At 62.3% G+C, this 13,558-nt stretch carries 15 protein-coding genes; 9 read left to right on the plus strand and 6 right to left on the minus strand.

Annotated elements, in window-relative coordinates; translation table 11 throughout:
• Window positions 1-39: 39 nt before the first annotated feature.
• Together BMI01S_RS23575 and BMI01S_RS23580 are read right to left on the minus strand one after the other, a co-directional pair.
• Entirely contained in the window at window positions 40-330 is a 291-nt protein-coding gene (locus BMI01S_RS23575; RefSeq protein ID WP_036017970.1) for a hypothetical protein, read from the minus strand.
• A 112-nt stretch (window positions 331-442) separates the two neighbouring features.
• Entirely contained in the window at window positions 443-1,159 is a 717-nt protein-coding gene (locus BMI01S_RS23580) for a transposase (protein ID WP_028232062.1), read from the minus strand.
• 493 nt (window positions 1,160-1,652) lie between these two features.
• On the opposite strand from BMI01S_RS23580, the gene BMI01S_RS23585 reads away from it, so the two are divergent.
• The 8 genes from BMI01S_RS23585 (at window position 1,653) to BMI01S_RS43160 (ending at window position 6,001) form a co-directional block, all read left to right on the plus strand.
• Window positions 1,653-2,783, plus strand: coding sequence for a sensor histidine kinase (locus BMI01S_RS23585; RefSeq protein WP_028232061.1), 1,131 nt, complete (start codon window positions 1,653-1,655; stop codon window positions 2,781-2,783).
• Window positions 2,784-3,293: 510 nt separating this feature from the next.
• Window positions 3,294-3,560, plus strand: a complete 267-nt coding sequence (gene infA, locus BMI01S_RS23590; RefSeq protein WP_028210160.1) for a translation initiation factor IF-1 — start codon at window positions 3,294-3,296, stop codon at window positions 3,558-3,560.
• Window positions 3,561-3,874: 314 nt separating this feature from the next.
• Window positions 3,875-4,165: a hypothetical protein gene (locus tag BMI01S_RS39265; protein ID WP_081715839.1), complete on the plus strand. Its 291-nt coding sequence runs from the start codon at window positions 3,875-3,877 to the stop codon at window positions 4,163-4,165.
• 51 nt (window positions 4,166-4,216) lie between these two features.
• Window positions 4,217-4,480 carry a hypothetical protein gene (locus tag BMI01S_RS23595; protein WP_238327618.1) on the plus strand — a complete coding sequence of 88 codons (264 nt, stop codon included), beginning with the start codon at window positions 4,217-4,219 and terminating at the stop codon, window positions 4,478-4,480.
• Between the two features lie 60 nt (window positions 4,481-4,540).
• A complete protein-coding gene (locus tag BMI01S_RS23600) occupies window positions 4,541-4,756 on the plus strand; it encodes a hypothetical protein (RefSeq protein ID WP_028210158.1) in 216 nt (71 codons plus the stop codon).
• Window positions 4,757-4,840: 84 nt separating this feature from the next.
• Window positions 4,841-5,053: a 30S ribosomal protein S21 gene (rpsU, locus tag BMI01S_RS39270; protein WP_081715861.1), complete on the plus strand. Its 213-nt coding sequence runs from the start codon at window positions 4,841-4,843 to the stop codon at window positions 5,051-5,053.
• Between the two features lie 341 nt (window positions 5,054-5,394).
• The gene (locus BMI01S_RS23605) at window positions 5,395-5,598 is read left to right on the plus strand and encodes a cold-shock protein (RefSeq protein ID WP_028207638.1); all 204 of its coding nucleotides are present in this window, start codon (window positions 5,395-5,397) and stop codon (window positions 5,596-5,598) included.
• Between the two features lie 178 nt (window positions 5,599-5,776).
• Entirely contained in the window at window positions 5,777-6,001 is a 225-nt protein-coding gene (locus BMI01S_RS43160) for a hypothetical protein (protein WP_081715838.1), read from the plus strand.
• A gap of 120 nt (window positions 6,002-6,121) precedes the next feature.
• Here BMI01S_RS43160 and BMI01S_RS23610 read toward each other — a convergent pair whose 3' ends face one another.
• Complete coding sequence (locus BMI01S_RS23610; protein ID WP_028232059.1) at window positions 6,122-8,182, minus strand: ATP-binding protein; 2,061 nt, start codon at window positions 8,180-8,182, stop codon at window positions 6,122-6,124.
• The gene (locus BMI01S_RS23615) at window positions 8,169-9,683 is read right to left on the minus strand and encodes an ATPase domain-containing protein (protein ID WP_028210156.1); all 1,515 of its coding nucleotides are present in this window, start codon (window positions 9,681-9,683) and stop codon (window positions 8,169-8,171) included. Before BMI01S_RS23615 ends, BMI01S_RS23610 begins: the two co-directional genes overlap by 14 nt.
• Before the next feature lie 445 nt (window positions 9,684-10,128).
• Between BMI01S_RS23615 and BMI01S_RS43165 the strand changes: the two genes are divergently transcribed.
• Window positions 10,129-10,254, plus strand: coding sequence for a hypothetical protein (locus BMI01S_RS43165; RefSeq protein WP_255217820.1), 126 nt, complete (start codon window positions 10,129-10,131; stop codon window positions 10,252-10,254).
• Window positions 10,255-10,299: 45 nt separating this feature from the next.
• On the opposite strand, the gene BMI01S_RS23620 is transcribed toward BMI01S_RS43165, so the two are convergent.
• Both BMI01S_RS23620 and BMI01S_RS23625 read right to left on the minus strand, forming a co-directional pair.
• Window positions 10,300-11,865 carry an alpha/beta hydrolase gene (locus BMI01S_RS23620; protein WP_028232058.1) on the minus strand — a complete coding sequence of 522 codons (1,566 nt, stop codon included), beginning with the start codon at window positions 11,863-11,865 and terminating at the stop codon, window positions 10,300-10,302.
• A 98-nt stretch (window positions 11,866-11,963) separates the two neighbouring features.
• Window positions 11,964-13,427: an efflux transporter outer membrane subunit gene (locus tag BMI01S_RS23625; RefSeq protein ID WP_042290765.1), complete on the minus strand. Its 1,464-nt coding sequence runs from the start codon at window positions 13,425-13,427 to the stop codon at window positions 11,964-11,966.
• Between the last annotated feature and the right edge of the window lie 131 nt (window positions 13,428-13,558).

The raw sequence follows: 13,558 nt of genomic DNA on the forward strand, positions 1-13,558 counted from the left end.
GCAAGCATGGTGGTTCCGTCCGCACGCAACGATGCGCGGTCAGGCAAAGGCAACGTCTTCGAGAAACGTTGCGATGTAGTCGTCGTCCAGCCATCCGGCAACATGCATCGACGCCTCGATTCGCTGGATTTCCTTCTGTCCTTTATCGGTGAGGATGGCAATCTGGAGTGCGGCGAGGTACTTCGCACCGATGGGAGGTTTCTGCTCAACGATCTGCATCAGCCCCTGTGCGCGCAGCGACGTGAAGATTGCCGGTCGCTTGTGCCACGGTATTTGTCGATACAGTGCAAGTCGAAGAGCTTCCAGTACAGCGCCATTGCTGAATTCCATGAGCATCCTTCTGATGGTCGGCTGAAACGTCCTGCCCGAACACGTACCGTAACACATGGAACGGCTCCGCACGATGACACGCCAAAAAACCTTTCATTGCCGGCGTTTGATGTCAGCCCACACGCGCGAGGACCCCTGACTTGCGAACCGTGGGCGACCGCTCGCGCAGCAACAGCGGCATGAGGCGCTGGTTGGCTGCCTGCGCCGCCCACTCGCAATAGGCGGCGCTGCCAAGCACCCACCCGTTGAGCGTCGACTGCATCAGGTTGTCGACATCGCTTTCGTCCAGAGGCTGTGCATCCAGATCGCGATAAGACTGGTGGCGCTCGAACGGCGTATTGCCGAGTGCCCGATAGAGTGGATGGTCCTTGATGAAGCTGTCGACGCGCAGCCCGATATGGTGCGTGTAGCTCGACCACCGGTAGCTTCCCGGCTCCGGTGCCAGGCGGTTTCGCACCGGCGCTTGATCGATGACCCGGCTCGCGAGCAGGAAATACCGGTCGGGCTCGATTACGGTTGCATGGTATCCGCCACGCCACACCGTACCGCGACGCCCGTGCCGGCGGTTGAAGGTCTCGACATAGCGGCGGCTGATCGCCTGCATCGCCATGGCCACGCTCGACTCGTATGTCGGCGTGACGAGGAACTGTATCGCGTCGGGCATGAGCACCCACGCGTGGACCGCCAGATCGGCGACGCGCGCGGCGTCCGCCAGACAGGCGAGGAAGTACAGGTAGTCTCCCTCGTCCAGGAATGCGGGCCCAGTGAGCCCCTGCAGGATAACGTGCTGCGGTTGTTCTGGGACGTAGTGCCGTGCAAGCCGTGTCATGCTGAATTAACCGGAAATCCGAAGTGGGAATGCAATCCGTGTATGCGAAAAATTGTATGGGTCATGTACGCGCGCCTTCATCGCGAACAAGCCTTTTTTCTGGCCTCTTTTCGTCGATTTGCCGATCGGGGGCGGCGTCAGTCTCAGGGTATCGGAAAATGGATCCGCATCGGTACACCCGGCAAGTTTTCAGCGGAACACGCGTACCGCCCCGGTCATTTCACTTTGCGCGCCAGGATGGCGCCAGGGTTGACCATTAGCGGTCTCGCCATGGAGCGTGCATTGGGGCAGTAAAAGCTACAATGAACATATCCATGTCCGCTTCCCCTTCCGGTGCTGCGGGCCACTGAAAATCCCTTCATCTGATTTCCGGCGTACACGCATCGAGCCCACGTTTGACCGATTGGAGCATCGCACCATGCCGTTTAGGCAAACGTGATGGCAGAGAACTTGCCTTTCCAACTCCGTATCCGCAAAGCACCGAGGGGGATCGATGAGCCTGTCCGACTTTATTGAGGCCAACCTTCGCGAGCTGGTTGAGGACTGGACGGAGTATGCCCGGACGATCAGCCTGGAGGAGAGCCATCTCGACGAGCGCGAGTTGCGCAATTCCGCTCGCGACATCCTCATACGAATTGCGGCCGATATGCGCGAACCGCAGTCGGACGTGCAGCAGAAAGCCAAGTCGCGCGGCGAGGAGCCTGCGTCGAAATCCAGTTTCAACGAGACGGCTCACCTGCACGCAGACGATCGCCTGGCGCATGGCTACGGAATCAATGAGGTGGTGGCGGAATATCGCGCGCTGCGTGCGAGTGTTCTGCGCAGATGGCTGATGATGCCGCAGGCCGATGCCGCAGCCTTTCAGGAAATGATCCGTTTCAATGAAGCCATCGACCAGATGCTCGCGGAATCGGTCCGGCAGTACGCGCAACGGAGTCAATACATCCGCGATCTGTTTGCCGGCGTACTCGCGCACGATCTGCGCTCGCCCGTCGGCGCGATTCTGAATTCGGCCGATGTGCTTCTGCGGGACAACGCCCTCTCGGCTTTCAGCGCGCGCGCAGTCGCCAACGTACAACGCAGCGCGGTGCGCCTGAAGCGGATGATCGATGATCTGTTCATCTTCGCACGCGCCCGTCTGGGCGAAGCGCTTCCGGTCGAATTCACGCCTCAGGACCTGGGACGCATCGCCAGTGACGCTGCTGAAGAAGTACGCGCCGCGTGGCCCGACGCGCGCATCGAAGTTTGCCTGACCGGCGACCTTGCCGGCAGATGGGACGGCGCGCGGGTCGGCCAGCTCCTCGTGAATCTGCTCGTGAATGCTGTTCAGCACGGCTCCGGAAAAATATGCCTGAGCGTTGCTGGCCAAGGCGAACAGATGACGCTTGCCGTATCGAACGAAGGCGACGCGATACCGGCGCGCGCGCGGCCCACGCTGTTTGATCCGTTGACGCGTGCGAATCCATCGCCTGGGCGTAGCGCCATGGTTTCCGGAATGGGGCTTGGCCTTTACATCTGCAGGTGCATAGCAAGAGCGCATCACGGCACGATATGGGTCGATTCGACGAAAGACGAGACCACGTTCACGGTTCAGATGCCTCGTTTCCCGTCGTCCCGGAGCTGACGATAGGCCCCACACCGGTATTTGATTGCTCCACGCAGCGATTCGACGGAATACGGCGCCACGTCCGCGGGTACGCGAGCCGGTCGAATGCATCCGGCTCACAAACTCGCCCGTCACTACGAAAGGTCCGTCTCGGGGGTTTGTGCGGGAGGTGGCTGTCTTCGGTTACAATGCATGACGATTCGCCCCTTACGTCGCACAACAAGGTCTCCGTTGGCGCGTTGCGAATGCTCCTTCGACTGATCGCCCGGTGATACCGGCGACAAGCCTATCCGTTGGACGTGCCTCTATCCCGATTGGACCGGTATAGCTGGCCTGGGCGTCTGACTTCTCCACTCGACTGCAGGATCTGCCGCCCGAACAGGGGCGACGGCCGTGACATCTCCAACGCGAGGCAGCTCATCTGCCCCACGCGTCCCACCATTGCGGGGCAAGCGTCTCTCAACGCGCGTAGCTTGCTCCTCGCCGAGGCATCGCACATCGATGTCCGGCACATTAAAGGACCTTTGAATGGCAAAAGAAGAACTGCTGGAACTCGACGGTATCGTTGAGGAAGTGCTTCCGGACAGCCGCTACCGCGTTGCGCTCGACAATGGCGTCGTGGTCGGTGCGTATGCTTCCGGACGTATCCGCAAGAACCACATCCGCATCCTTGCCGGAGATAGGGTCACACTGGAACTCTCGGTATACGACCTCACAAAAGGACGAATCAATTTCCGGCACAAGGACGAGCGCAGCGGTGGCTCAACGCAGAGGGCAGCGTTCCGCCGTCGTTGAAACCGGCGGCCAGGGACGCGGGCTGCGCCCTTCACTGACACGGTACCAGGGCGCATCGCCGTCATCGATTGCGCCAGCGCGCTTCGCGAACGGGACGCAGAAGTTTTACTGTACAAAGGCATCAATGGGCGTAGCATGAAGTCGTTGATGCTCACAGCGTCCCGGGCCTTCCCCAGTCGCAGTTCGTGTGGGTAGCGACCGTTCAATTTCTTCGCAGGCCGAACAATCGCGGCCACCGGTGCTGGGACCGGCTTCAGTCGCCCGCACTCCCCTCCACAATCCGCCGCGTAACGATGCGGTCGCAAAGGCAAGCCATGACAACAGGTCTCCGTTTGTACCGTGGGCTCGAAATTCACCCACTGGTTTATCCGCATCGCGCCACTACCGCAGCTGGCGGCCATAACTACGACGAGGGTTTCGATGCGGCCGTACGAATCCAGGAGCCGGAAAGTTCAGAGGCAACGTCGCGCAGCCGTGTATTCAGGCTCGCCCAGCCCACACCCTTCCAGAATGCCGGTGACGCACGCCGGGCATCGACTGCCTATGCAGTCCGCCTCATCGATGAATGCCCTGAGAACACGAGCGTGCTCGATCTCGAGGCGTGAATCGCCTCACGGGGAGGGTCGTGCCGCACAGGCAAGCATTCGCAGTGAGCCATGCTGGAAGACAGGAGAAGGGAAATGGGCAGAAATGAACTGCTGGACCTGATTCGAAACGACGGCACCGGTATTATCGACCGTTTTCTGCCTTCGGGGGCTCGCGCCGAACTCGAAAGCGTTATCCGCGACGGTCATCGCAACGTCGATGCGAATGCGTGGCTGATGTTCATGTCGGTCCGCGCCCTGCTGCGCAACGACGGCATGCCGACCTGCGAGTCGGATTGGGAGGCGGGCCATGTCATGGCCCTTCTGAACGCGTAAAGGCCCGTCGCGCAACCGGTGGTCACCACCACCGCAGCGCGGCAATCACGCGAGAAAGCAATGCAATTCAATTCAACGCGGTTTCTCATCGACCCCACCCCGCGCCGGGCCGACGGCGAGTATATGGCCCATGTCCGCATCAGTTGCTACCGTGCCGACGGCAGCGAATATGACGTCCATCTAAGCGGTGACCTGGCGGGCTTTGACGTACGCGACGACGCGATCGCCTACGCGAAGAACTGGGCGCGCGAATGGCTGGATGCACGCTTTGGCTGATGGGAGCGCAAGCGGATGGACCGAACTTACCCCGCCGCGCCCCTCCACATGATTCACATCACGAACTCACAAACAGGAAAAGAATTGACTACTGTCATCCCCAAACTGAATGAGCCTCTGGAAGTCGCATTGCGCCGCTTCCGCCGTTCGATCGAGACCACTGGCTTGTTAAAGGAACTGCGGGCCAGAATGGCTTACGAAACACCGACTGCCGAGCGCAAGAGAAAGAAGGCTGCGGCGGTGGCGCGACTGCGCAAACAGCTCAAGCGCTCATTGCCGCCAAGAAAACCTTACTGACCGAAGCAGCTCCGCTCGCTTTTCCGGGAATCCTAACCAGTACCGGACGCCGTCATTCACGTCGCTATCACGCGCCGCACGTGAGCGAGCATGCGGCCCCGCAAGATGACATCGGATACCGTGCGGCCCTCGCTACGCGGGCCTGCGGCAGTGTGAAACCGAAATACCTTGACTTTGATTACTTTCCCCGGTAGTGTCGAGCGCTGAAGTCTTCAAGAAGTGCGATTGCTGCTCATCATTGACCGCATCCTGCGGTACTCGTTGTCCTCTCCCCTCCTTGATCCTTTTCCCAGCGCCCCGTGTGGAGCGCATCTATGTACGTTCATGCTCAGGAGAATTCCATGGACACCGGTACCGTAAAGTGGTTCAACGACAGCAAGGGTTTTGGATTTATCACGCCCGACGCTGGTGGCGATGATCTGTTCGCGCATTTCTCGGAAATTCGCGGCGACGGATTCAAGACGCTCGCAGAAGGCCAGAAGGTCAGCTACGAGACAAAGCGCGGCCCCAAGGGCATGCAGGCCTCCAATATCACCCCGCTGTAAGTCATCCGGGCTTGTGCCGCCGCGACGGCGGCACCGCACCCCTTCGTCCAGTTGGTCCGCATTGGGCATCTCGTGCCGGGTGGCAAAAATGCCAGCCGCCTTCCGAAGACGCCCTCCATCACGTTCGGCCAGTCTCTCCAGGCGAGATGACTTGGCTCCAGCTTTTTAAAAGACAATAGTGCAGAATCCTGTCGCCAGGCACTACCGCGGCTACGCGGTCAGGCCCTCGGCTCACCGTCTTCCCGACGGTTGTTTCTCTTCGAACCTCACACTTACGCGCCCGCTCGATCGCGAAGGACGTTCGCGTTACGAGTTTTATTCGCTCGGCTATTTCCCCACCGAAACGGAAGCCCTGCGATTTTCAGATCATTGGGGGCGCGACTGGATCGACACCCGGGGCTAATTGCGTTTCGACCGTTCACCGTGCCAACGCGGACATAATCCAATCCCCCGACTTGTCGCTGCACGCCTCCATGAGCCCGAAGGCCGCGTTCCCAGATGGGCGCCCGCTCCTTCGCGGACGCTAGCCGGATCGAACAAGACGTAGCGCCTTAGCTATCTCCGCCACGAGTTGATGCTGCTGATAGGGCTTGCGCAGCCGCACGATGTCCATGCTCGTTCCCGACGGCAAATCTGCGTAGCCGGTTGCCATTACGACCGGCAGGTCGGGCCTCAATTGACGAGCGGCGTAAGCCAACTGGATACCCGTCATGCCGGGCATCGAATAGTCGGTAATGAGCAGATCCACTTTGCGACCGTTCTTGAGCACTTCGAGTGCACTTGCGCCTGAGTTCGCTTCGATGACTTCGTGTCCCAGATCTTCGAGCAAATAGGCAGTGCTGTTGCAAATCAACGCATCGTCGTCGACGAGCAGAATGGTGACCCCTTTGGGCGCGGCCGAGCCTTCGTTCGACATCGATTCGGCCACCGCCTGTCCGACGGGTACCTGCGCTGTCACAGGCAGCCACAACTCTACCCGCGTGCCGCGGCCCTCCTCACTTTCGAGCCGCAGCGCGCCGTTCAGTTGAAGCGCGAGGCCGTGCGCCATCGAAAGACCCAGACCGGTGCCTTTGCCGAGTTCTTTCGTCGTGAAGAAAGGTTCCATCGCTTTCGAGAGCGTTGTCGCATTCATGCCGTGTCCCGTGTCGCTCACGATCACACGTACGTAATCGCCGGCGGCGAGATCCGGGTGTCCGGAGGCCTGCGCCTCGTCAACGCGTATCGAGACCGTCCCGCCGTCCGGCATCGCATCGCGTGCGTTGACCACGAGATTCAGAAGCGCGAGTTCAACCTGGTTGGCGTCCGCCAGCGTGAGCGGTAGCTGCGCCGGCAACTCGAACTCCAGTTCGATGCGCGCCCCGACTGAACGTTCGAGCAGGTCGGTCATGCCGCGAATCAGATTCCCGAGGTGAGTCGGTTCTATCCTCAGGTCCTGTTGCCGCGCGAACGCGAGAAGACGCTGCGTGAGCGACGCACCGCGGCTCGCACCACGAAGTGCGCCATCGACGAGGCGCGCGAGTTTCTCGTCGTGAATCTGCTTGCGCAGCAGTTCGAGGTTGCCCATGACCGCCATCAGCAGATTGTTGAAATCGTGGGCCACTCCGCCGGTCAACTGTCCGATCATTTCCATTTTTTGAACCTGACGCAGCACCTCCTCGGTATGCTCGCGCTGCTGGATCTCTTCGAGCACGGTTCGATGCGCGCGCTCGAGCTGAGCGGTGCGCTCCAGGACCTTCGCTTCGAGCGTTTCGTTGAGGCGGCGCAGGTTGGCTTCAGCGGTCTTTCGCGAGGTGATGTCCGATGAAACGCCGACGAGCCTTGCCTTCCTGCTTCTGCGGTCGAACACATGCCTTGCGCGCAGATCGACCCAACGCAGGGTGCCGTCGGACCAGAAACAGCGGCATTCGACGGCAAAGTCGCGGCGTGTTTCGATGCTGATCCGTATCGCCTCACGCGCGCGCTCCCGATCGTCCGGATGGAGGCGCGCTTCGAAATCTCCGTACGTGAAGGGGCCGCTCGCCGGCCAGCCAAAGACCGCCCTCGTTGGTGCCGAGGCGGTGAATTCGGTCGGCGGCAGGTCCAGCTCCCACTGTCCGAGCTGGCCCGCGGTCAGCGCGGTCCTCAGACGCGCCTCGCTTTCATGCAGTTCCTCCATGCGCGCGCGCGCTTCGTACTGCCGATAGCGCCCCCGCTGCGCAGTCGCCACCACACTGACGAACGTCATGGGATGGAACGGGCGCTCGAGAAATACGACGTTGCCGAGCGTCCTTACCAGAGTCTGCGGCTGCGGGTTGCGGTCCGGATAGCCGCCCCGCTGCGTGAGGATGATGAACGGAAAATCCGACCACTTCGGCTGCGTCGCCACCCACACTGCGACATCGGTGAGGTCGGCATCACGCAGCGCCTCTTCGGTCACTACCGCGCAGGAGATCTCGTCGCTCAGCGACGCCGAAAAATGCTCAATATCCGCGCACACGATCGTCCCGGTGCCGGCCTCCCGCAACAGCGCTGCGGCAACCGGAGCATCCCGTCCCAGCGGCGCCAGGATCAGGGCGCGACATGCATTTCGATCAATCGTCGTCATCAGCCATTGCGCCGAGGTTCATCAGTGGCGCGTGCCCCACGAAGATCGGCACGCCGCGCAGCACACCCTGGAACTCGTCGAGAGCGGCGCCTACCGTCAGCCCGTTTTCACTGATGCGAAATTCACGGATCGTTTCTTCGTGGCGGCCGGTGCGCTTCTTGATGACGGATACGGCGCGCCTGACCCTGCCTCGCGCCTCGAAATAGCGCAGCAGAATCACGGTATCGGCGAGGTAGGTCACATCCACGGGTGCTTTCATGTCGCCGACGAGGCCATGCTGGGCCACGGTCAAAAAAGTGCTCGCGCCCTGCCGGTTCAGATACTGCAGCAGCTCGTGGATGTGAAGCACGAGCGCGTTTTCTGCCGGCATCGCGGCCTGATATCCGTTGAGGCTGTCGATCACCACCGTTTTCGCCTGCGCACCATCGACGCGCGAACGGACGCGGTGGGCGAATTCACCGGGAGACAGCTCGGCGGCATCGACCTGCTCGACGTGCAGACTGCCCCGATCGCGCATCGCCTCGAGGTCGAAGCCCATCTGGCGTGTCCGATCGAACAACAGGCCGAGTTCCTCGTCGAAGACGAACAGCGCCGCCTTCTCGCCGCGCTGAAGCGCCGCCGAAATGAACTGCAGCACGAAAGTCGATTTACCCGTGCCGGCCGGCCCCAGGACCAGCGTGCTGGATCCCTGCGCGACACCGCCGCCCAGCAGCGTGTCGAGTTCGGCGACACCGCTGCTCATCGTCTCGCGCGCACTGCGGAGCCGGTGCTCGGCGGCGACGAGGCGCGGGAAAACGGCAACACCGCCGGTCCTGATCGCGAAGTCGTGGTATCCGCCGCGGAACGCCCGTCCGCGATATTTCGAAACTTTCAACCGGCGCCGCTCCGCTCCATAGTCAGGCGAGAGCTCTTCGAGCTTGATGACGCCGTGGGCGATGCTATGGACGGTCTTGTCGGTTGCCTCCGAGCTCAGGTCGTCGAGCAGCAGCACCGTTGCGCCATAACGCGAGAAAAAATGCTTGAGGGCCAGGATTTGCCGGCGGTAGCGCAGCGAACTCTGAGCGAGCAGGCGAATCTCGGACAAGCTGTCGAGCACGACGCGTTTTGGCTGCGTACGCTCGACGGCGGTGAGAATCGTCCTCGTGGTCTCGCCGAGTTCCAGATCCGACGAATACAGCAGACTCTGCTGCTGGTCCGCATCGAGCAGGCTTTCGGGCGGGACGACCTCGAACACGTCGATTTCGTCCGCGAGATGCCAGCCGTGCGACGCGGCGCCGTTGCGCAACTCCTTCTCCGTTTCGGACAATGTGATGTAGAGCCCCCGTTCGCCCGCTTCCGCGCCCGTGATGAGAAAGCGCAGCGCGATCGTCGTTTTTCCCGTCCCGGGAGCGCCTTCCAGAAGAAAGATATTGCTCGCCGTCAGCCCGCCCACCAGGACATCGTCTAGCCCCGGCACGCCGGTTTTGGCTGTCTGAAGGTGGTTTGCCGTTTCAGTGGCCATCGATCGCTCCAGATTGCTTGAGGATGTTTGGACGAAGGTATGTCCCGCGATTATAGAAAGCGCATCGGTGATGCGGAGCAGGCGCACGTCGAAGGCGTGCCCACACTGGGGTCGCAGCCGGAGAATCGACGGCTCACGGCATCGTCCGACAGGGCGAGCTGCCGCGTGCGGCGTCATCGTGGGTCGTCATTTTCCTGAGCTCCTGTAACGCGACGCATGACAGTCGCATTTTTTGGACCCGGCCCCGAACGATGGGGTCAAATGGCGCTCGGTGGCGCAAGCGTGAACGGCGCCCGCTTCTCAGCGGCCGTACCCGCGAGCAGAAGCGATGCAGGCCCGAATGCGCTAGCGAGGCGGTCCGGAAAATGCGCACGATGCAGTGCGCGCAGCCGGCGCGCAGGCCTGTGGCACGCCCAAAGCGCCACCTACCCGCTCCGGAGCGCCCATGCAATCCGATCCTCCGATTCCCGACCAGCCGGTGGTCCCTGATCTGCCCACGCCCGGCACCCCGACCGATGTGCCCGACGTCGGCACGCCGGAGCCCGAACCGGACCAGACGCCCCGTGAGTGAAGCGCGGCGCGGGCAAGCCCGCTGGAAACAGGGGAGCACCTCGGTCTAGGGCTCGTCGCCCCCGACCGGTTCGAGCGCATTCAGGTCGTCCGGGAACCCGTCAAGCTGTCCAGCCGCGGTTTCGTGGGTGCGCGGCGCGGACTTGACAACCGGTGTCGGCATCTGGCCCATACGTTCATCGATACGTTCCAGCACGTAGGGGAAGAACGGATTCGACGCAATGCGAAACATCGAGTCGAGCGTCAGAATCAGCGTGCCGCGCTCGCCGCGCGGCGCTAGCGTGCCAAGGTGCTCGTGGAAGTTTTCCGAATCGTCCGGTGCGATGCCGTATAGCGTGTCCGTGACCGGGAATGGAATCGCGACGTGAGAGAGCGAGAAAATTTCCTGCGGATAATCGATATCCAACGGTTTCGTTGTCGTCTGTACTTCGCCTGCAGGGATACTGCGCTCGACGGTATGGGGCGAATCTGGTGAGGCGTTGCCAATCACCGTCGTGCGATAGTTCTGGGGCCCGGTGCGCAGCAGTCGCGAAATCGCCGTATCGAAAGCGGCGCGCAGGAAAGTCCTGAATCGCACGCTGCGGTTCACATCGAACAGCACCACTTCACTGCCGTTCTCGGGAAGCTTGTCATAGAGCGACGACATGATGGCGGGCGTGCTGACCGTGAAATCGGTCACCGACTGGAACGTCAGGATCGGTGGCAGCGCGTCGAGCCGGTTCTCGCGCTCAAGCCTCGCCATTTGCGCCTGAATGGCGGTGGTCAAGAGGTACGATTGACGGGCGCCGTTCACCGGGAAAGAGTTGTATTTGAACGGATTGAACTCCGGAATGATGCCGAGCCATGCCGCGCGCGCGAACGCGGGCAGGACCGCAGGCAAGCCGGCGAGCCCCGCGAACCGCGCGTAACGCGTCACGCCGATCATCGGCGAAATGAGCACGACTCTGCTCGGACGCGTCAGCGCGGGATGCTCGATCGCATCGAGTGCGTATTGGAGTGCCAGCGCGCCACCATTCGAAAAACCCACGAGTTCGAGCGGCTTGTCCGGCCCCACACGCCGACGCGCTTCCCGTACGGCGAGCCGGGTGGCGGCAGCCCAGGCCTGCCAGTGGACGTCGGCCAACCCGGCTGGCACCGTACCGTGGCCCGGCATGCGGATGCCGATCGCGACGAAGCCGCGATCGCGATAGTGGCGTGCGATATGCCGCAAGCTGAATGGCGAGTCCGTCATGCCGTGCAACAGCACCACCGCACCGACCGGCGGCCCCTGCGGCTCGAGGATGTACGAACGGTTCCAGTCCTGTTCGAAGTGCCCAGGATAAATCGGCGCGCCTTCGTAGTACCGGTTCGTCGGAATGCGCTCGGACGGGCTCAGTTTCCCGACGACGTTGACACGAACCTCCTCGAAAATGCGTGCCTCGGCTTTCAGCCAGGCGTCCCAGTCCCCCGCGTCCATTTCCTCGACGGTCATTTCGCGCGGCACGTAGGTGTGCCAGACAGATAGACCTGGACCGCGCTGCGAATACCACGCGCGCAAACCGATTGCGAGTATCACCAGCAGGACGACAACCCATGCGGCGATCTTTATCAGCTTCAGGGAGGTGCGTAGCATTCTCGTTCTCTTGAATCCGGTTGAGCCTCACATGGGTTACCGCTGCGTTGCGCAGGGCCCGTTGATAAAAGCTGGGCGAGTTCAAAGGCTGCTCGACTTCACCTGCCTTGCACTGAACTGCCCTTTCGCTCGGCACTCAGCGCCACCGGCGTACGCGAATCGGCGATATCCACCCATCCGCCCCCCATGGCCTGATACACGCCGATCACCTGGTTAAAGCGCGAGGCCTGCAGGCTGGCGAGCGCAAGCTCGGCGGAGAACAGGTCGTTTTCGGAGATCAGCACTTCGAGGTAACCGATCAGGCCGTCTTCGAACTTCAGCCGCGAAAGCCGCGCAAATTCGCGCAGCGCCTCGACCCGCTGCTGTTGCAGTTCGGCCTGCTCGATGGTCTTCTGCGAGCTGACGAGCGCATTGTTCGTATCGCCGAACGCACCCAGCACCGTCTGCCGATAGACCAGTTCGGCCTGGCGCTTCTGCGCCTCGGCCGATTGCACCTGACCGCCGATCGCGCCCGACGTGAAGATCGGCCCGGTCAGCCCCGCAGCGACCGACCAGACCTGTGCCGGCCCCGAAAGGAAGTCGCCAAATGCGGTGCTCACCGACCCGAGCGCGCCCGTAAGCGAGATGGTGGGATAGTACAGCGCGCGCGCCGCGCCCACATTGGCGTTGGCCGCGACCAGATTCTGTTCGGCCTGCAAAATATCGGGGCGCCGCTCGAGCAGCGTCGACGGCAGGTCCGCCGGTATCACCGGCAGCACGAGTTCGCTCACCGACTTGCCGCGCGGGATCGGCCCCGGTGTGCGCCCGAGCAGAACGGAGATGCCGTTTTCCACGATGCCGATCTGCTGCTCGATGGCCGGTATCGCGGTTTGCGCGAGCTTGTACTGCGAGCGCACCTGCGCAAGCTCCGTCTGCGAAACGAGGCCGTCGCGGTAACGCACTTCGAAGATGCGCAGTGTTTCGCCGAAATTGCCCGCCGTGGCCCGCGCAATGTCGAGTTGCCGGTCGAGCCCGCGCAGCGTGATGTAGCTGGTCGCCACGCCCGTCACGAGCGAAAGCACGACGCCGCGTTGCGCCTGTTCGCTGGCATAGACCTGCGCCTGCGCGGCTTCGGTCAGGCGCCTCACGCGCCCGAACAGATCGATCTGCCAGGAGGCGGACAGCATGCCCTGATAGAGATCGAAGACGGGGTCGAGCGTGGGCGGCAGCGGCGGCATGCCGGCCTGGCTCGCGCGGTTGCGGCTCACGTTGGCGCCGTAGCCGATCTGCGGCAGACCCTGTGAGCGCGCGGAGCGCAGCACGCCGATGAACTGGTCGACGCGCGCGGCCGCGACGCGCACATCGAGATTGCCCTGCAGCGCCGATTGAACCAGGTCGTTGAGCACCGGGTCGTCGAACTGCTCCCACCATGCCGTGTTCACGACCTCCTCGGCCTGCGGCAGGTCGATGCGCCACGTGGCCGGCACCTGCACTTCGGGGCGACTGTAATCGGGTCCCACGGTGATGCAGCCGGCCACGCAAGTGGCTGCGGCAAGCAGCGCGGCACGCGTCAGCGTTCTCATTACGGACTCCAGATTCTGCTTCAAGCGCGTGTTGGGCATGCGCCGGGCGCTGCGGCCGCCGCTTTCGACACACATCAGGCCTCCTGAACTTAGACCGTCTCGCTCGCCGCACCCGCGGGCCGTTGCGCGAG

It is taken from the genome of Paraburkholderia mimosarum LMG 23256 = NBRC 106338 (genome assembly GCF_000739815.1).
Taxonomy (GTDB): Bacteria; Pseudomonadota; Gammaproteobacteria; order Burkholderiales; family Burkholderiaceae; genus Paraburkholderia; species Paraburkholderia mimosarum.

Bases quoted from the DNA above. Each gene is read 5' to 3' on its own strand.
- BMI01S_RS23605 (WP_028207638.1), top strand. From the start codon at position 5,395: ATGGACACCGGTACCGTAAAGTGGTTCAACGACAGCAAGGGTTTTGGA.
- BMI01S_RS23580 (WP_028232062.1), bottom strand. From the start codon at position 1,159: ATGACACGGCTTGCACGGCACTACGTCCCAGAACAACCGCAGCACGTT.
- BMI01S_RS43165 (WP_255217820.1), top strand. From the start codon at position 10,129: ATGCAATCCGATCCTCCGATTCCCGACCAGCCGGTGGTCCCTGATCTG.
- BMI01S_RS39265 (WP_081715839.1), top strand. From the start codon at position 3,875: ATGACAACAGGTCTCCGTTTGTACCGTGGGCTCGAAATTCACCCACTG.
- infA (WP_028210160.1), top strand. From the start codon at position 3,294: ATGGCAAAAGAAGAACTGCTGGAACTCGACGGTATCGTTGAGGAAGTG.
- BMI01S_RS23625 (WP_042290765.1), bottom strand. From the start codon at position 13,427: ATGAGAACGCTGACGCGTGCCGCGCTGCTTGCCGCAGCCACTTGCGTG.
- BMI01S_RS23615 (WP_028210156.1), bottom strand. From the start codon at position 9,683: ATGGCCACTGAAACGGCAAACCACCTTCAGACAGCCAAAACCGGCGTG.
- BMI01S_RS23585 (WP_028232061.1), top strand. From the start codon at position 1,653: ATGAGCCTGTCCGACTTTATTGAGGCCAACCTTCGCGAGCTGGTTGAG.
- BMI01S_RS23600 (WP_028210158.1), top strand. From the start codon at position 4,541: ATGCAATTCAATTCAACGCGGTTTCTCATCGACCCCACCCCGCGCCGG.
- BMI01S_RS23595 (WP_238327618.1), top strand. From the start codon at position 4,217: ATGCTGGAAGACAGGAGAAGGGAAATGGGCAGAAATGAACTGCTGGAC.
- BMI01S_RS23620 (WP_028232058.1), bottom strand. From the start codon at position 11,865: ATGCTACGCACCTCCCTGAAGCTGATAAAGATCGCCGCATGGGTTGTC.
- BMI01S_RS23610 (WP_028232059.1), bottom strand. From the start codon at position 8,182: ATGACGACGATTGATCGAAATGCATGTCGCGCCCTGATCCTGGCGCCG.
- BMI01S_RS23575 (WP_036017970.1), bottom strand. From the start codon at position 330: ATGGAATTCAGCAATGGCGCTGTACTGGAAGCTCTTCGACTTGCACTG.